Raw genomic sequence first — 20,653 nt, 5'->3', positions numbered from 1 at the left:
CGCGGCTCAGCCTATCCGGATGCGGTAGGCGCTGCGGATATGGGCAATCGCCGCATCCTGTGCGGCCTGTCCGTCGCGCGCCGCGATCGCGTCGATGATCCGGCAGTGTTCCTGATAGGCCGTGGCGCCCCGGCCCGGCCGCGAGAAGGTCGTCCCCGACAAGAGCGCGAGCCAGTTGGAGAACTGTGCCTGCAGCATTGTCAGGTAACGGTTGTGGGAGGCCGCGTGCAGGATCCGATGAAGATCCTCGTTGCAGGCAGCCGCCTCTTCGGACGTCGACGCGTCGCGGCAGCGCTCCGCCAGAATCCGCATCCGCTCCACGTCGTCGCCCGAGGCGTGCTGGGCGGCGAAGCCGGCGGCCGCACCTTCCAGCACCGCGCGGACGTCGTACAGCTCCTTCATCTGGGCCAGGTCCAGCACCGCGACGGCGAGGCCGCCGCCGGTTCCGTGAGACACCAGACCGTTTTCCGCCAGCCGGCGGATCGCCTCGCGGATCGGCGTCCGGCTGACGGCGAGACGATCGGCAAGTTCGACCTCGCGCAGGCGCTCTCCCGGGGCGAGGCGGCCGGCCTTGATGTCGTTCAGGATCGTCCGGTAGACGAACTCCGCCCGCGAGGAGTAGGCCTCGTGCCCGTCGCGGGGTCTCGCTGCGGCGTCCGGGATCGTGGCGTCACCCGTCATGGGCCGGTTTCCTGTCGACCGGGCAGGCGCGCGTCGTCACGCCGCCTTCGGCAGGTCCTTCGCTGCGGGAACATGGCCCGCGGCGCGCTGCTCGTGGGCGTGCCGCACCAGGGCCGCGAAGCGATAGAACCCGTGCACGAACTTGCCATAGGGAAAGGAGAGGAACAAAGCAAACACCACGCCCAGGTGCACGGCAAGCAGCAGCCCCATGAGCGGGGTCGCACGCAGCGCCAGCAGCGCAAGGCCGGTGACGCTGGTGAGCAGCAGCATCCAGATGAACGCGGTTCCCATCCCGCTGGAACGCGCCTCGATCCGACCGTCGCGGCGGGACTTCGCAGCGAGCAGGCCGATCGGCCCGACGACGAGGCCGAGACCCCCGACGAGCCCGAGCAGCACCGTGGGGTGCCAGAGAGGATACGGGGCCTCCCAGCCGAAATAGTGGAATACCGTGCCGCTCGCCGTCGAGGCGAAGCACAGCGCAAAGCCGTAGAACGTAAGGTGGTGGTAGAGCTTGCGCCGGTCTTCGGGCCGCTCGCTTTCGTTCATGCAGCCCATGCCCCCGCCGTCGAGATAGCGCAGGCTGCCGGCGTCGTGCATCGCCTGCCAGAGCGACCGCATCGACAGACCCGTGACCGGACCGGCGGCATTCCAGAACCGCACCACCCCCACGGCTATGGCAGCCATGGCGTAGACGAACACGGTGCCAAACAGCGCCACCATCACATTGTGGGGCATGATCCGGTAGAACGCCCCCTCGCCGACGTGGACCCCGAAGAAGACGCCGGGGTCGTTCAGCAGCATCGCCCCGCCGATGAATGCCGCAACGCCCACCGCAGACGCAATCGCCACCCACAATCCGTTGCGCTCGAAGACTGGCGCCAGGGCGGACGGCCAGACGTAGCGCGCATAGGTCTCCTCGCGCAGGTTGGCCATCGCCACCGGCACGTTGATCGCGAAGGGATGCGGCGGCGCGTACTGGCAGTCGTAGTAGCAGGCGCCGCAGTTGTGGCAGAGGTTGGAGAGGTAATCGACGTCTCCGGCCGTGAAGGTCCGACGGAGTTCCATCGCCGGGAACACCGCGCACAGTCCCTCGCAGTAGCGGCAAGCGTTGCAGACGCCCATCTGCCGCTGCACCTCCTGCTGATCGGCACTGGCCAGCGCGGCGAGATCAATTGCGGACATAGCTTGCGGCTCCCTTGCCGGCGATGCGCCCGAACACGCTGCCGATCATCATGCCGATTCCCGCCAGGTACCCTTCACCGAGCACGTTTCCCGCCATGATCTCGCCGGCGGCGAACATGTTCGCGGAGGGCCGTCCGTCCGCCATGAGGATCCGGCCTTCGGCGTTCACCCGTACGCTGAGATACGTGAAGGTGATGCCGGGCCGCAGCGAATAGGCGTAGAACGGCGGGGTGTCGATCGGGCGTGCCCAGTGGCTCTTCGGCGGCGTCAGACCCTCGGTCCGGCAGTCGTCATGGACCGTGTGGTCGAAGCTGCCGGGGACGCAGGCGGCGTTGAAGGCGTCGACCGTCCGGCGCGTCGCCGCGGGATCGAGCCCCACGGTTTCGGCGAGTTCCTCCAGCGTATCGGCGCGGGCCGGCGGGAAGACCGACGGCATGAACAGGTTGATCGCCTTCGAATCGATCAGCACGTGGCCGATCTGGTCGGGCTGGGCGGCCACGAGCCGTCCCCAGATGGCGTAGCGCTTCGGCCAGAAATCCTCGCCCTCGTCGTAGAACCGCTCGCCGTCGGCGTTCAGGACGACGCCGAACGGGACGCAGTCGAGCCGCGTGACGATGCCGCCGTCGAACTTCGGCGCGCGGCCGTCGATCGCCACGGCATGGCACTGCTGCGGGTCGCCGGTAATCTCCACGCCCTTGTCCATCAGCAGCCTCAACAGCGTGCCGGTATTGTTCGGCGTTCCGCGGATCAGGAAGTTCTCCGCCGCCGGGCCCCAGGCCTCCTTCAGCCACTCGATGTTGGCCTCGAAGCCGCCGGCCGCGGCGACGAAGGCGCGGGCCGACAGCGGAAACCGTCCCTGCGCGTCGGACAGGGTCGCACCGGTGAAGAAGCCGTCGGCGATCTCCACGTCGACCACCTCGGTTTCGTAGAGGACTTCCACGCCGAGATCCTCCGCCGCGCGATAGAGCGCGTTCAGCATGGAGCGCCCGCCGCCCAGGAAGAAGGCGTTGGTGCGGCCGAGCGACAGCGTGCCGCCGAGCGACGGCTGGAACCGGACGCCCTGCGCCTCCAGGAAATCCCAGAGCTCCTTCGACTTCTCGATCGCGAGTTCCGCGAGTTCCCAGTCGGAGTTGCCCTTGGTGACGCGCTTCAGGTCGTCGAGATATTCCTCGGAGTGGTAGGGACCGGTCAGGATGCCGTTGCCCTCGTCGTGAGCGACCCGCATGTTGCGCGTATGGCGGGTGTTTCCACCGCGCGCGTCCTTGTCCGCCTTTTCGACGACGATGACGCGCGCGCCGGCGCGCGCCGCGGTGATGGCGGCACACAGCGCGGCATTGCCGCCTCCGGCGACAAGCACGTCATAGGATGTTGCGCTCGGTTTCATCGACGTCTCGGATTGATCTGGCGCCGCACCGGGGCCGACCGTTCAGGGTCGCCAGAGACGCGGCCTGCCGAAATGCATACAGATGTATACAATCGCATGCAACCGGCGTGCGCAACGAATATCGAGGTTCGATCTTCATTCGCGGGCGCCAGCCGGTTTGCAGCCGGCTAGTACGAGTCGAAGAAGCCCTGTATCGCCTCGACGTCGCGGGTCACGGAGAGGGCCAGCATCAGCAGGATCCGCGCCTTCTGCGGATTGAGATCGCCCGCGGCGATCCAGCCGCGGTCGCGGAGATACGAGCGCCGCGCGACCCGGCCGGAGCCGACGCGGGTCGCCTGGACCACCGCGACGCCGCTGCGCGCCGCCTCTTCCAGTGCCGCGCGCTCGCCCGGAGTGGGCATGCCTGGCGCGAAGCCCGCAGAGACGATGCCTTGCGCCCCGGCTTCGATCAGGGCCCGCACGGCCACCGCATCGGCTCCCGCGTAGGCATAGGCGATATCCACCCGCGGCAACGTCGCCACCTCCGCCTCGATCCTGAAGGGCGTTTCCCGGGTATTCGCGCGAACCGGGCGCCGGTTGACCGTCACGCGATCGGCGTCGACCACACCGATCGGTCCCGCTCCCGGACTGACGAATGCGTTGAGCCGATAGGTCGAGGTCTTGGTGACGTCACGGGCCTGATGGATCTCGTCGTTCAGGACGACCAGAACGCCGCAGCCGGCGACCTTGGGATCGATCACGGTCCGCAGGGCGGAGATCAGGTTGACCTGAGCATCTGAACTCGCGGCGTTGAACGGCCGCTGCGCGCCCACCAGCACCACCGGCAACGACGTCGACAAGGCCAGATTGAGGAAATAGGCGGTTTCCTCGAGGGTCGCCGTTCCGTGCAGGATGACCACGCCGTCGATGTCCGGCCGTGCGACGGGATAGGCGTCGATCATCCTGGTGAGTTCGAGCCATTCGGTCGGACCGACCGCGCTGCTGCCGACGGCGCGGAACCGGACCGGCTCGAGCTCCACGAACGCGGCGAGGTCACCCATCCGCTCGACGACTTCGGCAGTCTCCATCTTCCTGCCGGTCTCGGGATATTCGATGAAGTCCAGCGGATGCTCGGCGATTGTCGAGATCGTGCCGCCGCAGCCGATCACCGCGATCTTCGGCTTCAAGCCGTGCGCCATCCTCTACCTCCGTTTCCTTCGTCGGCCCGAACTCAAATGCGCCGGCCGACCGTGGCGGCGATACCGAACAGCGCCACCAGAAGCACGAGCCCCGCCATCCAGAAGGCCGTCGAGACGCCGGCGAACTCGGCGAGCAGCCCGACCGCGACCGGCACGACGAACGCGGCGAGCCGGTTCGCGGTCGTACGGATGCCTGCCGTCATGCCCTGCTGTTCCGGTGCCACGTCCTGCGAGAGCAGCGCGAAGATCACCGGCATCGAGATGCCGACGCCGAACCCGTAGCCGGCCATGGCGACCGTCAACAGCCACACCTGCGACAGGAACGGAACGGCGACGAGACATGCCGTCGACACGGCAACGCTGAGGATCAGCGCCATGCGCGCGGAGCCGCAGATCAGCACCCACCGGTTGGCCAGCAGCGAGGACGGCGATCCGGCGAAATTGCCGATCGCGAACAGTATGCCGACGGTTGCCGCCGAAAGCCCGCGCTCCTGGACCAGCACCGGGAAGAACGATTCGACCATCCCGACCCCGCCGAGCCGGATGAACGTGCAGGCCATCACGAACGCCATGACCGGCCGCTTCAGGCTGGCGATCGCCAGTGCGTAGATCCGGAATCGCGGGATGAAGTGGCCGAAACGCAGCTTCGGGCGGACGATGTCCTTGCGGGCCGGAATGGTGAGGCTCACGGCGAACATGGCCCCGCCCCACGCGGCCATCAGGTAGTATCCGCTGTTTGGTCCAAGCCACGACCATATCAATCCGAGCGCCAGCGGGCCGATCACCGTCCCCGCCGACGCGAAGAAGGAGAACCAGCCGGTTTTTCGCGCATCGCCGCCGGCGGTCCGGGCGATCGCCGTCTGGGAAGCGATCCAGGCGGTCGCGGATGCCAGACCGAGGAACACCTGCAGGATCAGGAACGGCCCGTTCGCGGGCAGCAGCGGATACAGCAGCGGCAGCACCGCGCACTGCAGCGAAAAGAAGATCAGCAGCCGCCGCACCCCGACGATATCCAGCAGCGACCCGATATGGATGGCGTAGACGAACGGGGAAATAGAGCGGCAGCCCGCCGCCAGCCCGATCAGCGCCGCCGACAGGCCGAGATGGCTGCCCCACATCGGCGTCGCCATGGCGACCATCTGCAGCAGGCCGAGGCTGAAGAACGCGGACAGGTTCACCGCCAGCAGCGGCGCCGGCAGCAGCCTCAGGGACGGCATCGGCAACGACCATTGCGCCGAAGCCACCTCACCTCTTCCTCGAACATGCTCCCAGCCTACGCACCATCCTGCGGCGGAGGCATGACTTGCGCGTAGTGCTCGGCAACCTGCCCCGGTGTCGCGACCCAGATATCCTGCCGGTGCCCCATGATGTGGGCGAGCGCCCGGCGAAGGGCGCGGAGCCGGAACGGGATACCGATCACGAAGGGATGGAGTACCACCGTGAACACTAACGAATGTTTGCGCGACTGCAGCAGCATCTCGTCGAACTGGTCGACGATCATCCGCTCGAACGACATGGCGCTTTCCTGGCGGAACACCATCGAGGGGGAATCGTTGAGTTCGATCGAATAGGGAACCGACAGCAGCGGACCCGACCGGGTGCGCATCCAGAAGGGCTGGTCGTCGGCCGGCCAATCCAGAACGTAGCGATAGCCTGCCTCCTTCAACAGATCGAGCGTGGCCGGCGTCTGCGCCAGGTAGGGCCCGAGCCAGCCCTGGGGCGGCGTGCCGGAGTAGTCGGCGATCGCCCTGGTGGATTCCGCGATGAGGGCACGCTCGCCGGCCTCGTCGAGAACGTCCTGGCGTTCGGCATTGGTACGGCCGTGGCCGACGAACTCGTCGCCGCGGGCGATGATCCGGTCGGCGATCTGCGGGCAGGCGTCGAACAGCAGGGAGTTGAAATTGTGCGAGGCCGGCAGGCCGTATTCGTCGAGCAGATCGAACAGGTACCATTGCCCGACCCGGTTGCCGTAGTCCCGCCACGCATAGTTGCGCGTCGTCTGAGGCGCCGTCAGGGAGGCGCTGTCGCTGCCCAGGCCGGACAGGAAGCTGAACACCTCGATGTTGTTGCAGACGCAGACCGCCAGCCGCTTGCCGTCGGGCCAGCTGAAATCCGGCCGTTCCGGGATCGGGCTGTAGGGATACCGGTCGTGGGTCTTCAACTCGATCAGCGCCATGGCGACCTCCTGATCCTAGGCTTTCTCGGTCGTCCTGGCCTTCAGCTGCCCGGAGACCGAACGCACCGCCTTGATGATGTTCTGGTAGCCGGTGCAGCGGCACAGATTGGAGGAGAGCAGCTCGACCAGTTCGGAATCCTCGATGTCGGGATCGTTCTCATAGGCTCCGGCCACCAGCATCAGGAACCCCGGCGTGCAGAATCCGCATTGCAGCGCATGATTGTCGATGAAGGCCTGCTGCAGCGGATGCAGGTCGTCGCCGTCGGCGAGCGATTCCACAGTGCGGATATCGCATCCCGCCGCCTGGTGCGCAAACATGAGGCAGGAGCGCACCGGCCGGCTGTCCACCATCACGGTGCAGGCGCCGCACACCCCGTGCTCGCAGCCGACATGCGTTCCGGTGAGGCCGCAGTCGTCGCGTATGGCGTCGGCCAGCGTCTTGCGGTGCTCGACGCGGATGTCGTGGGCTTCGCCGTTGACGGTCAGTTGCAGGGATTGCTTGTCCATTGATCGCTCACTCGGTTCCGCGTGTGTCCGTGTCGAGGCTGGCTTCCAGAGCCCGGCGCACGACGACGCCGGACAGATCGCGCCGGTAGGCTTGCGACGTCGTCGCGTCTTCCATTGCCTCGACATCGTCGACGGTTGCCGCCGCCGCCGCAGCGAAAGCCTCCGCCGAGGCCGCCTGGCCTTCGAGGGCGGCTTCGGCGACGCCTATCCGCCGCGCCTTCTCCTCGATGCCGCCGAGGCCGACGCGCACGTTCCGCATGACTCCGCCGTCGAGGTCGTAGACGACGAGTGCCATGCCGAGCGCGAAGTCGCCGGCGCGGCGGTTGAACTCGTAGAAGCCGAAGCGGACTTCCTTTGCCAGCAGCGGCAGACGCGCCTCGACGAGAATCTCTTCGGGCTCGCGTACCGTCGACATGGCGCCGTCGATGAATTCGGATACCGGCACGAGCCGCTCGCCGCCTTCGCCGACGAGGCGGAGGTCGGCATCGAGGGTGGCGGCGACGAGACACCATTCGGAGGCTGGATCCGCGTGGGCGAGGCTGCCGCAGAACGTGCCGCGCTGGCGGATCGGATAGTGGGCGATGTGCCTCACGACCGTCGCCAGCACCTCGCCCAGTCTCCCGGCCTCCGGCACCGGGCGGTGGAAGCGCGCATGGCGCACCGTCGCGCCGATGCCGAAATATCCCTCGCCGGCGGTCAGGGAATCGAGGCCGGCGACGTTGTTGATGTCGACGAGATGCGGCGGATAGGCGACCCGAAGCGCCATCATCGGCGTCAGGCTCTGGCCGCCGGCGAGCACAAGTCCGCCGTCCTCGGCATATCGCGCCATCAGGGAGACCGCCTCCTCGACCGTAGCCGGCCGGTGCAGCGTGAAGGGTGCCGCCTTCATGGCTCTTGTCCTTCTTTCTTGTCCTTGTGTCCGGGCCCGCCGCCTTCCGGTCCGGCGACCGCGTTCCAATGGATCCAGCAGCGCTCCAGCGCCGGATCTCCCGGTGTCCTGCCCAATGCAATCTCTCCGGCCGACAGGGGTGTGACCGGCCCCATTGCAAGTGCCGCGCGCTGGAAGTCCGCGTCGCGGCAGGCGTAGATCGACTTGAACACCACGTCCTTTACCGAGCGTCCGGCAACCGTCGCGCCGTGGCCGCGCATCAGGACCAGCGATTGGCCTCCCAGCGCGCCGGCAAGTGACGCGGCCTGGGCGGGCGTGTCGACGACCATCCGCGTCGGACCGAACTCCCGTGCGCTGTCCCAGATCGGCGCCCGCTCGCCGATGAAGGCGCCGGTCTGGCTGACCGCGACCAGCGGCGTGTCCGACAGGCAGAACGGCAGGATCGACGGGGCGTGATGGTGGCAGATCGACTGGACGTCCGGCCTGGCGGCATAGATCGCCGAGTGGATGAAGCGCTCGGCGAACAACGGCAAGTCGACCTGCTCGCGCGGCTCGCCGTCGATGCCGAAACGGATCATGTCGCGGCGGCCCACCACGCTCGGCGGCAACGCGGAGGCCAGCCAGAAGCTGTCGGGTTCCTGAGGATCGCGCAGGCTCACGTGGCCGAACGCATCGAGCACGCCTTCGCGCACGAGGATGCGGTGGGCGGCGACGAGATCGTCGAGACCGGCGGCAGGCGAAGCGCGATCGCTCACGAGGCCTGCCCCCCGCTCTGGGCTTGCAGGATCTCGGCCCGCACCGCCTGCGGTGAGACCGGCGCCCGGGCGATGTGCACGCCGAATTCCGACAGCGCGTCGTCGATTGCCGAGGCGACCGCCGGCGTAATCGGGATGACGCCGGACTCTCCCACGCCCTTGACGCCGAGCGCGTTTAGGGGGCTCGGCGATTCCGTGTGGAGGATCTCGACCGTCGGCATCTCGGCTGCAGTCACCATCAGATAGTCCGCGAATGTCGTCGTAAGCGGCTGCGCTTCCTGGTCGAACAGCATGTGCTCGAACAGCGCGTTTCCCAGTCCGTGCGCGACGGCGCCGACGATCTGGCCGTCGACGAGGTCCGGATTGACCATGCGTCCGCAATCGTGCGCGAAGGTGAAGTCCAGCACCTCGACCGAGCCCGTGTCCGGGTCGACTTCGACCTCGGCGACGGCGGTGCCGTTGGTGTAGGCCATGTCGTTGATCACCACGCTTTCGCGGGCCGACAGGCCCGGTGTCTCGATACCCGGCAGCGGATATCCCGGCAGGCCCAGGGACGCACTGGCGAGATCGGCGAAGGTGACATGACGATCGCCGACCCCCTTGAGCGCGACGCGGCCGGGCAGAACCTCGAGATCGTCCGGGCTCGTCTCCAGCAAGTGACCGGCCAGCTTCAGCATGCTGTCGCGCACCTTGATGGCGGCCGCGTGCGCCGAGGCGCCGGCGACGACGGTCTGGCGCGAATTGAACCCGCCGAAGCCGAGCGGATTGTCGGTGTCGCCGGTCCGTACAGAGACGAGCGAGAGCTCGCCGCCGAGCTGTTCGGCGACGATCTGGGCGATCATCGTCTCGGTGCCCTGGCCCATGGCCGCGGCGCCCGTCGTCGCCTGGATCCGCCCGTTGCGGCTGATCTCGACCTTGACGCTTTCGTAGGGACCCCGGCCGGTGCCCTCGACGTAGTTGGCAAGCCCGATGCCGCGCAGCAGGCCCTTTTCGCGCGACGCCTGCCGGCGCGCGGCGAATCCGTCCCAGTCGACCCGCTTCAGCGCACTTTCCATCGTGGCGGGATAGTCGCCGCTGTCCAGAACGATGTTGCCGCCGCCCCTCAGCTTGAGCGGCTTCTCGCAGGGCATCTGGTCGGCGCGCACCAGGTTGCGCCGGCGGATCTCGGCCCGGTCGATACCGACGGCGGCGGCGGCCTTGTCGAGCAGCCGCTCCATGACGAAGGCGGCCTGCGGCTGGCCGGCACCGCGGATCGGCGCCGTCGGCACCTTGTTGGTCAGCACAACGGAGATGTCGATCCCGTAGGCACCGACATTGTAGGGCAGCGGCACCGTCACGCCGGAGCCGTAGGCGATGTTGAGACCGCGGGCGGTGTAGGCGCCGTGATCGTGGAGCAGCGTCCCGCGGATGCCGAGGATGCGCCCCTCCGCGTCGACCGCCATCGCCATGTCCCAGACCTGGTCGCGCTCCTGCGCGGTGGCGACGAAATGCTCCTGCCGGTCCTCCACCCACTTGACGGGCCTGGCGATCATCGATGCGACGGCGGCGACCGCCACCTCCTCGGGATAGGTGACGAGCTTCGGCCCGAACCCGCCGCCGAGGTCCGGGGTGTGTACCCTCACACCGTCGTCGTCGCGGTCGAGGAGCTGGCAGAGCACCTTCTTCAGCGCCAGCGGCGTCTGCGTCGAGCTCCATACCAGCAGCCGGTCGGTCGATCGGTCGGGAACCGGATCGGGCATGGCGACGACACCGCGCCCTTCGATCGAATGGGCGCCGCCGCGATGGACCTCGTAGGTGCCGCTGACCGTGTGGGTCGCGGTGGAGAAGGCGGCGTCGACATCGCCGAAGGAGAAGCCGAACGTCGCCAGGCAATTGTGCGGCCCGTCGCGATGAACCGTCGGCGCGCCGTCGCGCAGTGCGTCCCTGCAGTCGGAAACGACCGGCAGCGGGTCGAAATCGACGAACAACGCCTCGGCCGCATCCTCGGCCTGCGAGCGGGTGTCGGCGATCACGATCGCGATCGGCTCGCCGACATGCACGACCTCTCCGTCGGCCAGCACGGGGCGGTCGACCTGCAGCCTGATCGCGGCGCTCGGAAGCCCGACGACCAGCCGTCGGCCGGTCAGGAACGGGGCCAGGTCCTCCATCGTGTAGACGCCGCGCACGCCCGGCATCTCCAGCGCCTCGCTCGCGTCGATGGACTGGATCGCTGCGTGGGCGTGCGGGCTGCGCACGAAGGCTGCCGCAAGGCAACCGGCCGGCTGGATGTCGTCGAGATACCGGCCCTTGCCGGTGACGAGGGCCCTGTCCTCGAGCCGCCGGACGCGACGTCCGAAGACCTTCGTCTCCGCTTCGTTACTCACCCGCGTTCTCCGTCAGAAGCTGCTTGCGCAGGGACTGCGGCGTGATCGGCAGGCGACGCACCAGGCCGGGCATCTGCAGCGCGTCGTCGACCGCTGAAGCGATCGCCGCGCCGGCCGCATTCACTCCGGCTTCGCCCGCCCCCTTGATGCCGAGCGGATTGAGCGGGCTCGGCGCATCCTCGAGGATCAGCACGTCGACCGGGGGCATTTCGGTGGCCGTCACCATCTGGTAGTCGGCGAGCGTCACCGAGAGCGGCTGCCCGGTGTCGTCGTAGACGAACTCCTCGTACAGCGCGCCGCCGAGCCCCTGCGCCAGGCCGCCGACGATCTGCCCCTCGACCAGGGCCGGATTGACGGCCCGGCCGATGTCATAGATGACGGCATACCTCTCGACCTCGACGTGGCCCGTCTCGCGGTCGACGCGGACCTTGGCGACGTGGATGCCGTAGGGATAGTTCATGTGCTTGTTGTGGAACCAGCCGGTCGCCGACAGGCCCGGCTCGCGGTCGCCGCGCACGGTGGACGCGGGCGTCAGGTTGCGCGCCAGTTCGCCGAGCGAGATCGACGGCCCCTCGCCCTCCGATGCGCCGACCGTGCCCTCCTCTATGGAGAGCTTGTCCCTGTCCATCTGCAGCAGCTCGGCCGCCAGGTCGAGGGCCTTGTCGCGCACCGTCTCGCAGGCCCGCCGCGCCGCCTCGCCCGTCATGACGGTGACCCGCGAGGCATGGGCGCCGAAGCCGAAGGGAATGAGGTTGGTGTCGCCGTGCAGCACCCGGATGCGGCGGTAGTCGACGCCGAGCGTCTCCGCGCAGATCTGTGCGATGACGGTTTCCATGCCCTGGCCGACCGAGGCCGCGCCGGTCACGACGCGGACCGAGCCGTCGGTTTGGACGGAGACGTCCACCACCTCGGAGGGGCCGAGGCCGCTCTTCTCGACGAACATGCCCAGACCGACGCCGACCGCCTCGCCGGCGGCCCGGCGACGTTCCGCCTCGTCCTGCAGATCGTTCCAGCCGACGAAGTCGAGCGCCTTGTCGAGCAGGCCTTCGTAGTCGCCGGAATCGAGGACCACCTCGGTCTCAAGCGCGCTCAGCCCGCGCTCGTACGGCATGTCGGAGCTGGCCAGCAGGTTCACGCGGCGGACCTGCAGGGCGTCTATGCCCAGATTCCGGCCGATCGCCTCGATCAGCCGCTCGCGGACGAAGGTGCCCTCGAAGCGGCCCGGCGCCCGATAGGTCGCGGCCGGCGTCTTGTTGGTCAGCCGGTAGTGGGCCCGCGCCCTGTAGGCAGGGACGCGGTAGGGGCCGAGCAGCAGCCCGATCGTCATGTCGGCGACGCGCGCGCCATGCGTGCGCACATAGGCGCCCTGGTCGTGGAACAGGCACTCGTCGATCGCCAGGATGCGCCCCTCCGCGTCGACGGCGGCCCGGATACGGTGCGTCTGCTCGCGCGACTGGTTGGCCGACAGCAGGTGCTCGCGGCGATCCTCGATCCACTTCACCGGCCGCCGGAGCGTCAGCGCCGCGTGGCACAGGATGAGGTCCTCGGGATAGAGCTCGCCGCGAACCCCGAAGCCGCCGCCGACGCTGTTCTCGAACAGCTCGATGTCGGCCGGGCTCATGGAGAACAGTTCGGCGAGCTGGTCGCGGTTCCAGTGCGGGCGCTTTGCCGCCCCGTACAGTTCGAGCACGCCGCGCGATTCATCGAAGCGGGCGAGCAGTCCCCTCGGTTCCATCGGCACGGCGGAGTGCCGGCCGGTCGACAGCTCGAGTTCGACGACCGCGTGCGCTGCATCGAACGCCGCGTCGGTGTCGCCGTAGCCCTTCTCGATCACCACCGGCTCGCAGCCGAGGCCGGGGGCGAACTCGCCGGGATCCGCCGTCGCGTCAAGATAGGGATCCAGCTCCTCGATGTCGGCGAAGACCAGTTCTGCGGCATCCTCGGCGACATAGGCGTCGTCGGCGATTACGACGGCGACAGGCTCTCCCACGAAGCGCACGTAGTCGCGCGCCAGCGGCGGCTGGGTATACGGCGTCAGGCCCTTGATGGCAGTGGCGCGGAACGGAATGTTGGGGACGTCCGCCATATCCGCGGCCGTCCACACGGCCACCACGCCGGGCACCGCGCGGGCCTCATCGGCGTCGATCGAGACGATGCGGCCCTTGGCATGCGACGAGCGGACGATCCGGGCGTGCAGCTGCCTCGGGAAGTTGACGTCGCCGACGAAGCGGGCGCGCCCGGTGACCAGCGGTGGATCCTCGAGGCGGGTGACCGGCCGGCCGATGTAGCGGCCGGCCCGCCGGGACGCCTGCGCGACACGTTCAGCCAACTGTCGACCTCCGCACGCTCTCCGACCGCGCCGACATGTGGTCGCGATAGGCCATGACTATGCCGATCGCGCCGACGACGAGACCGGCCAGAATAAGCTCCACGTTCGGGCCCAGCAGGGCCAGCGCACACGCCGCAAGCGCAATGCGTGCCGGTGTGCCGACCTTCTCGCGGAAGAATCCTTCCGCGGCAACGGAGATCAGCACGACGGCCGTTGCCGTGGTCAGCACCGCCAGCACGATCGCCGGTACCGTGTCGAGCAGCAGGATGCCCGGGTCGAACATGAAGGCGAACGGCAGCACGAAGGCGGCGACGGCGAGCCGGCAGGCCGCCGCCGCGATCGAGATCGGATTCGCGTCCGCGATCGCGGAAGCGGCATAGGCCGCGACCGCCACCGGCGGCGTCATCGCCGAGAGCACGGAGAAGTAGAGCAGGAACAGGTTCGCCTGCATCACCGAGAAGCCGTAGTCGCCGACGAGCGTCGGGGCCAGCAGGGCGGCGGCGAGAGCATACGCCGCAGGCGTAGGCATTCCCATGCCGAGCAGGATCGTCATCCCCGCGCAGATCAGCAGCGTCAGGACGATGTTGGCGCCGCCTATGAGGATCAGCAGTTCCGAGACCTTGCCGGCGAGGCCCGTCATCGTGATGCCGCCGATCACCATTCCCGCCGCCGCGCAGGCGCCGGTCACCGCCACCATGCTGATAGTCGTCTGGGCGATCCCGTCATACAGCGACCGCAGCGAGAACGTCCGCCACCGCACGACCCATATCGCCAGGATCGTGATCAGCCCGAACAGCGCGACATATGTCGGGGTGTAGTGCTGGAGCAGCGCCACGGTCAGCGCCACCAGCGGCAGGGTGAACAGCCAGCCTGTGCGTATGGTCGCCGCGATGCTCGGCAACTGGCTCTCGTCGAGGCCCAGCAGCCCGAGCTTGCGGGACCTGAAGTCGACCTGCAGGAACACGCACAGATAGTACAGGATGGCGGGAATGATGCTCGCCACCACGATCTCGAGATAGGAGATGCCGGTGTACTCGGCCATGATGAACACGGCCGCGCCCATGACCGGCGGAAGGATGCTGCCGCCGGTCGAAGCGGCGACCTCGACTCCGCCGGCGAGCGTCGGGCTGTAGCCGAGCCTGCGCATCACCGGGATGGTCACCGACCCCGTGGTCACCACGTCCGCCGTGGGGCTGCCCGACATCATGCCGAACAGGCCGGAGGAGAAGACGGCCACCTTGGCCGGACCGCCCGGCCGCCTGCCGGTCAGCGATGCCGCCAGGTCGAAGAAGAACTGCCCGCCGCCGGCCCGCTCCAGCAACGTGCCGAACATCACGAACAGGAAGGCGTAGGTCGCCGTGACCTGGACGGGAACTCCGAAGATGCCGTCGGTGGTGAAGACGGAGATGTCGAGGAAATGCCCGAAGCTGATGTAGCCGTGCCTGAGCGGCCCGTCGAAATTGTGGCCCCACAGGTTGTAGGCGACGATGATCAGGACGATGGCGGTGAGGCCGATCCCGACGGTCCGTCGCGCGGCTTCCACGGCCAGGAACAGCAAGAGGTAGCCGAAGAACCAGTATGCCGGCGTGAGCGGATCGAACAGGGTGATCCGCTGGGCGATCGCATCCATCTCGATGGCAAAGAAGATCAGACAGGCAAGGCTCAGTCCCGACAGGGCGAGGTCGAAGTCGGACGGCCTGTCCGCATTAGAGTTCTCGCGTGCGCCGACGACGAGAAACAGCATCGTCAGCATCAGCGTCAGGAAGACGATCGTGCGCGCCAGGACGTCCCAGGTCGACAGGGTCGCGGCGTAGATGGTGTAGGCGGCCGTCGCGACGGCGAACAGCTTGACGATCTGGCCAAGCCGACCGTCCAGCTTCCTGCGCACCCCCGTCGTGACCGCCAAACGGGCGAACTTCACCATGACCTATGCCCCGCGCTGGCAGTCGCGGAAGCCCCGGTCACGCCGGCCGCCAGGAAACGGCCGGCGTCGGACCGGAGCGGTTCCGCAACGGCTGGCCTCACATCAAGCCGGCTTCCTTGTACGCCTTGATGGCGCCCGGATGGAACGGAGCGGCGTCCTGCGCGACCATCCCCTCAGGGGAGAACCGCTTCATGGCGTCGGAGACTGCGCCCATCTTGTCGGGATGCTCGATCATCGACTTCGTCACCTCGTAGACGACATCGTCAGGGGTGTCGGCCTTGGTGAACAGGATGATGCTCGTGGTGACGGTCTTGACGTCGTCATCTCCCCACGGATTGGCGTCGGCCGAGATCGTCCACGGCTGCAGTCCGTATTCCTCGATCACGGCTTGGGCCGCGTCGTCCGGAACGCCGATCAGCTTGAGATCGACCGACTCGCCCATCTCGGCGAGCGAGCGGTGCCCTTCGAACAGCGTGTTGGCGAGCATGTCGACGCGGCCGTCCTTCATCAGGCCGGTCTGCTCGTTGGACGCCTGGTACTGGATCGATCCGCCCCAGGACTCTACGTCCTCGAGCGAGACGCCGAGCGCCTCGAGCGTGCTTTCGGTGATGGCGGAGGTCAATAGCCCGCGCCGGTTGAACACCAGCCGGACCGGCGGCTTCTTCTCGACCAGATCGTTGAGGTCTTCGATGCCGTACTCCTCGGCAAAGTCCTTCCGCGCGATCCACCACACCGGCGCCCAGTCGTACAGGACGGCCACCGCGGTCAGGCCCTCGACGGGCGCCTTGAACGGCTCGATACCTTTCGCGGCGAACACCAGGTCGCCATCATTCGCCATTCCGAACAGGCAGACGCCGTTCATGACCTGCGGAATGTTGGCGAGACCGCCGCTGGACGTCTGATAGGTGATCGTCGAACCCGGATACTCTGCCTTCACGGCGGCGTCGAGACCGGTACCGACCAGCGACCACAGGCCCCCCGGACTTGCGCCGCACACGGATTCGTTCACCTCTTGCGCCGTCGCCGGCTGGACCGCGGAAAGCGCGATGCCGACGGCGGTCGCGAACATGACCTTCTTCATCGATATTCCCCTTCTCTTCTGAAACCGGTGATGCAGGCGCCGATCTTTTCGTCGGCCTGGGCATGGCAGGCAGGACCACAAGTTCGGTCCTCGCCGGCACGCAACCAATTCAGACCAGAATTTGAAACGCAGCGCAAGAGAATTACCAAATTTGGGACAAAGTTCGTTTTCCCGCACCACGGCGACCGGTCACTTTGCCGGGGATCCGGCTTCATCGACTGGCGTGCCGGTCCGCTGCGTCACCCGGAACAGGTCCGATCCGGGCGGAGCGGAGGCCCGGTCCAAACCGCCTCAGTTCGCGTTCTTGCCCACCGAGGCCATCAGGTCGCGGAGATACCGGGCGGCCTCGCGGCCCTTCAGCGCAGTGCGCCACATCTCGTCGACGACGGTCTCGTGCAGCGACACGGCTTCCTCGTTCTCGGTGATCATCGCCACGCCCAGCTTGATGTTCGGCTGTTCGCCGAGGCGGAACGGGCTGACCGACAGCGTCTTGCGGTCGCCGCTGCGGAAGATCTGGAACCCGGTGTGCGGCAGCGTTCCGGTCACGAGCCCGATCTGCGTGCCGATCGGCTCTTCCTCCATCAGCCTGGCGAAATGCGCGACCTCCGACTGGGCGCGCTGCTGGCGCTTGCGGATGTCGTGATCCGAGACGAAGGGCCGGCCGACGAAGCCGGAGCGGAGAAGCCGTTCGATATCCAGCGCCGACATCAGGTTGACGATCGCGGGCCGGCGCTCCTCGTAGTTCTTCCGCCGCTCCTCGAGGATCTCGATGATCCGCTCGATGTCGGCGAGCAGCTTGTCCTTGTGCTCGTCGTTGTCGGCGATGCTCTCGCGCAGCAGGTCCCGCAGCGACGAGCGGAACTCGTCGGAGGCGAGCAGGAAGGAGATCGGCCCGGCGAGCACGATGATCCGGTCGGCCACGGCTTCCAGTTGTCGCAGGCGCTCGAAATAGGTGACGGCCGAGGAGATGTACTCGATCTCCACGCCCAGCAGGGTGGGCAGCGAGACGCCAAGCAGGTCGGCGAGGCTGGACAGCGTCTCGATTTTGACGACCTCCCCCTTTTCGAAGCGGTAGACTGCCGTCCGGGAGATGCCGATTCGCTTGGCGATGTCGTCGGCGCTCATCCCGGACCCCAGGCGAAACGCGCGCAGGCGCTGGCCGATTTCATCGTAACGCACAGACATTGCGCCCCCTCCCGTTCGAAACGTCTCGATTTTTTCCATTGTCCGCGCTGGCGGCGCCACGCGTGCGCCGCCGCGGCCGACCCTCCCCCGGATCGGCACAATCCCCGGATTATCGGCGATGGCGCCGGATTCGGGAAGCGCTAATGCCCCACGTTACACCTTTCAAAAATCCGGCCTCCCACTGACGTATATAAATAATTTGGGAAAAATGTTGATTTTGGAACTATAATGGGCTTCAAGAAACCGTCGGAATTTGCAGTGCTGTAATGGGAGGAGGCCCGCACATGGGTCGCATGGATCGTCCATCTCGCTTCGGCGGTCAGAACTTGCTCACCCGCCTGACGGACGGTCTCCTCAAGCAGTTCTACGGGTCCGGCGTGTGGAAGGACGAGACCATCTACGACCGCGCCGCCGCCCGCGCCGAGGCTTCGGCTGAGAAGGTCGCGATCCGCGACAGCTCGGCGGCGCTGACCTACGGCGAACTGCTCGATCTCGCCGCGGGGATCGCCGCGGACCTGCACGCGTCGGGCCTGCGGCCCGGCGACCGCGTCGCCGCCTGGATGTCCAGCCGGGTCGAGCTTGCCCCGCTTCTGCTGGCCTGCTCGCGGCAGGGCTACGTCCTGTGCCCGTCGCTACACCGCAATCATACCGTCGACGAGATCGCGACGCTGCTCGAACGCTCTACGGCGCGGGCGCTCTACGCCGAAGCGGGATACGGGGCCGATGCCGACCGCAAGGACGTCTTCGCGCGTGCCGGCGAACTCGGGCATGTGCAGAAGATCTGCCGCCTCGATGCACCGCGTCCGCGCTCGGCCGCCGATATCGCCCGTGCGCTCGGCGCCGCGCAAAAGTCCGACCCGGATGCATCGGGCAAGGACGCATCGATACCGGACGCGGAGGACTGGCCGGACGACGTAGTCTATCTCGCCTTCACCTCCGGCACGACCGGCGAGCCGAAAGGCGTGATGCACTCCAACAACACGCTCCTGTCCAACGCCCGCGCGCTTGCCGCGGACTGGTCGTTTGGGCCGCAGTCCGTGACCTATACGCTGAGCCCGCTGAGCCACAACCTCGGCTTCGGCGCACTGGTGCTCACCTTGCAGGCGGGCGGCGAGATCGTGCTGCACGACCTGCCGCGCGGCGCGAGCCTGCTGACGCGCCTGCGCGAGACCGGGACCACCTTCGTCTTCGGCGTCCCGGCGCACGCCATGGACCTGCTCGCCGAGATCGAGGCGCAGGGCGGCGCGAACCTGCCGGCGTTGCGCGGATTCCGCATTTCGGGGGCCGCAGCCCCCTCCGCGGTGGTCGAACGGCTGCTGTCCTACGACATCATTCCGCAGAGCGGCTACGGCATGACCGAGGCGTGCTCGCACCACTACACGCTGCCGGGCGACCCGCCGGAGAAGATCGTCGCCACGTCCGGGCGGGTCTGCCCGGGATACGAGGTGCGGATCTTCTGCGCCGAAGACCAGGACAAGGAATTGCCGGTCGGCGAGATCGGCCAGATCGGCGGCCGCGGCGGCAGCCTCATGCTCGGCTATTTCGACGACCAGGCGAACACCGAGAAATCGTTCAACCGCGACGGCTGGTTCATGACCGGCGACCTCGGCCGCCTCGACGCGGACGGCTACCTGCAGATCACCGGCCGCATCAAGGACGTCATCATCCGCGGCGGCCATAACATCCATCCCGCGACCATCGAGGCGCTTGCGATGCGCCACCCCGCAGTCGAGCGCGCCGCCGCCGTGCCGGTCAAGGACGAGCGCCTCGGCGAGCGGGTCTGCATCGTCGTGATGCCGAAGAAGGGCGAAACGGTGGAGCCTCTTGGACTGCTCGGCCATCTCCATGACGAGGGACTGTCGAAGTACGACATGCCGGAGTACTTCCTGCAGGTCGACGAGATCCCGCTCGGGGCCAGCGGCAAGGTGCTGAAGCGCGCCCTGATGCCGTCGATCGAGAGCGGCGAGTTGCAGCCCGAGCCGATCCGCTGGAAGAGCGCCGCGGAATGAGCGAAGCGGCGGACATGACCACGATGAAGGCGATCGTCGTCCGCGAGTTCGGGCCGCTCGGCACGGCGAAGCTCGAGGACATGCCGGTTCCCGAGCCGAAGGACGGCGAGGTGCGGATCCGGGTCGCAGCCGTCGCCGCCAACTTCGTCGACACGCTGGTGATGGAGGGCAAGTACCAGTTCCTCCCCGAGCGCCCCTTCTCGCCCGGCAAGCTGCCGGTCGGCACCGTCGACGCGGTCGGCGCCGGCGTGACGCGGTTCAGCCCCGGCGACCGCCTGCTGACCATGGCCGAGCACGGCGGCTACGCCGAATTTGTCTGCGTGCCGGAGAGCCAGTGCTTCCGGCTGCCCGACGGCCTCTCCTTCGATGACGCCGCCTCGGTGTCGCTTGCCTACGACACCGCCTGGGTGACGCTCACCGACCGGGCGCGGCTTGCCGCGGGCGACACGGTGCTCGTGCTGGGCGCGACCGGGGCGGTCGGGCTTGCCGCGATCCAGCTCGCCAAGGCGAAGGGCGCGCGGGTGCTGGCCGGCGTCACCTCGCCGCAGAAGACGGATATCGTCCGGCAGGCCGGCGCCGACGAGATCGTCGACCTGTCGGTGCCCGATCTGCGCAACGGCCTGCGCGAGCAGGTCCATGCCCTGACCGGCGGCGCCGGCGCGGACATCGTGCTCGATCCGCTCGGCGGCGACTTCTTCGATGCGGCGCTCCGCGCGGTTGCCTGGCGCGGACGGCTGGTGGTGATCGGCTTTGCCTCCGGCCGCATCCCGGAGGTCAAGGCGAACTACCTGCTCCTGAAGAACATCGAGGTCAGCGGCGTCCAGGTCAGCGACTACCGCAAGCGGATGCCGGAGCTGATGAACGAGTGCTTCGAGGACATCTTCGCCCTCTGCGTCGCCGGCCGGATCAGACCGGCTCCCGTCCAGGCCTATCCGCTGGCCGACTACGCCCGCGCGCTGGAGGACCTGCTCGGCCGCAAGGTCACCGGCCGGGCGATCCTACACCCCTGA

General features: G+C 67.8%; 16 protein-coding genes. 2 read left to right on the top strand and 14 right to left on the bottom strand.

The genetic code is table 11. The annotated features are described in order from the left end of the window. Window positions 1-6: 6 nt before the first annotated feature. The 14 genes from V3328_RS00850 to V3328_RS00785 all read right to left on the bottom strand — a co-directional run bounded on the left by V3328_RS00850 (window position 7) and on the right by V3328_RS00785 (window position 17,634). Entirely contained in the window at window positions 7-681 is a 675-nt protein-coding gene (locus V3328_RS00850; RefSeq protein WP_340327742.1) for a GntR family transcriptional regulator, read from the bottom strand. A gap of 36 nt (window positions 682-717) precedes the next feature. After that, complete coding sequence (gene tcuB / locus V3328_RS00845) at window positions 718-1,863, bottom strand: tricarballylate utilization 4Fe-4S protein TcuB (protein WP_340327741.1); 1,146 nt, start codon at window positions 1,861-1,863, stop codon at window positions 718-720. Next, window positions 1,850-3,247, bottom strand: a complete 1,398-nt coding sequence (gene tcuA / locus V3328_RS00840) for an FAD-dependent tricarballylate dehydrogenase TcuA (protein WP_340327740.1) — start codon at window positions 3,245-3,247, stop codon at window positions 1,850-1,852. The genes tcuB and tcuA overlap by 14 nt, the downstream gene beginning before the upstream one ends. A gap of 167 nt (window positions 3,248-3,414) precedes the next feature. Beyond that, window positions 3,415-4,425 (bottom strand): asparaginase, encoded by a 1,011-nt coding sequence (locus tag V3328_RS00835; RefSeq protein WP_340327739.1) that lies wholly within the window; start codon window positions 4,423-4,425, stop codon window positions 3,415-3,417. 32 nt (window positions 4,426-4,457) lie between these two features. Next, a complete protein-coding gene (locus tag V3328_RS00830; RefSeq protein WP_340327738.1) occupies window positions 4,458-5,669 on the bottom strand; it encodes an MFS transporter in 1,212 nt (403 codons plus the stop codon). A 29-nt stretch (window positions 5,670-5,698) separates the two neighbouring features. After that, window positions 5,699-6,601 (bottom strand): polysaccharide deacetylase family protein, encoded by a 903-nt coding sequence (locus tag V3328_RS00825; protein WP_340327737.1) that lies wholly within the window; start codon window positions 6,599-6,601, stop codon window positions 5,699-5,701. 15 nt (window positions 6,602-6,616) lie between these two features. Then, window positions 6,617-7,108: a (2Fe-2S)-binding protein gene (locus V3328_RS00820; protein WP_340327736.1), complete on the bottom strand. Its 492-nt coding sequence runs from the start codon at window positions 7,106-7,108 to the stop codon at window positions 6,617-6,619. A 7-nt stretch (window positions 7,109-7,115) separates the two neighbouring features. Continuing rightward, entirely contained in the window at window positions 7,116-7,997 is an 882-nt protein-coding gene (locus V3328_RS00815) for an FAD binding domain-containing protein (protein WP_340327735.1), read from the bottom strand. Further along, window positions 7,994-8,752: a class II aldolase/adducin family protein gene (locus V3328_RS00810; RefSeq protein ID WP_340327734.1), complete on the bottom strand. Its 759-nt coding sequence runs from the start codon at window positions 8,750-8,752 to the stop codon at window positions 7,994-7,996. The genes V3328_RS00815 and V3328_RS00810 overlap by 4 nt, the downstream gene beginning before the upstream one ends. Continuing rightward, entirely contained in the window at window positions 8,749-11,115 is a 2,367-nt protein-coding gene (locus V3328_RS00805) for a xanthine dehydrogenase family protein molybdopterin-binding subunit (protein ID WP_340327733.1), read from the bottom strand. Before V3328_RS00805 ends, V3328_RS00810 begins: the two co-directional genes overlap by 4 nt. Further along, on the bottom strand, window positions 11,108-13,444 hold the full coding sequence (locus V3328_RS00800) for a xanthine dehydrogenase family protein molybdopterin-binding subunit (protein ID WP_340327732.1): 2,337 nt from the start codon (window positions 13,442-13,444) through the stop codon (window positions 11,108-11,110). The genes V3328_RS00805 and V3328_RS00800 overlap by 8 nt, the downstream gene beginning before the upstream one ends. Beyond that, window positions 13,437-15,368, bottom strand: coding sequence for a TRAP transporter permease (locus tag V3328_RS00795; protein WP_340327731.1), 1,932 nt, complete (start codon window positions 15,366-15,368; stop codon window positions 13,437-13,439). Before V3328_RS00795 ends, V3328_RS00800 begins: the two co-directional genes overlap by 8 nt. Before the next feature lie 97 nt (window positions 15,369-15,465). Continuing rightward, window positions 15,466-16,449, bottom strand: coding sequence for a TAXI family TRAP transporter solute-binding subunit (locus tag V3328_RS00790; RefSeq protein ID WP_340327730.1), 984 nt, complete (start codon window positions 16,447-16,449; stop codon window positions 15,466-15,468). A 291-nt stretch (window positions 16,450-16,740) separates the two neighbouring features. Continuing rightward, complete coding sequence (locus tag V3328_RS00785) at window positions 16,741-17,634, bottom strand: helix-turn-helix domain-containing protein (protein ID WP_340327729.1); 894 nt, start codon at window positions 17,632-17,634, stop codon at window positions 16,741-16,743. Between the two features lie 293 nt (window positions 17,635-17,927). Between V3328_RS00785 and V3328_RS00780 the strand changes: the two genes are divergently transcribed. Beyond that, window positions 17,928-19,643: a class I adenylate-forming enzyme family protein gene (locus tag V3328_RS00780; RefSeq protein ID WP_340327728.1), complete on the top strand. Its 1,716-nt coding sequence runs from the start codon at window positions 17,928-17,930 to the stop codon at window positions 19,641-19,643. Beyond that, window positions 19,640-20,653, top strand: a complete 1,014-nt coding sequence (locus V3328_RS00775) for an NADPH:quinone oxidoreductase family protein (RefSeq protein ID WP_340327727.1) — start codon at window positions 19,640-19,642, stop codon at window positions 20,651-20,653. Before V3328_RS00780 ends, V3328_RS00775 begins: the two co-directional genes overlap by 4 nt.

The organism is Microbaculum marinum (assembly GCF_037855135.1).
In the GTDB taxonomy this organism is placed as follows: Bacteria; Pseudomonadota; Alphaproteobacteria; order Rhizobiales; family Tepidamorphaceae; genus Microbaculum; species Microbaculum marinum.
Note: the sequence above shows the minus strand (reverse complement) of the source record. Positions and strands in the feature narration are given on the sequence as shown.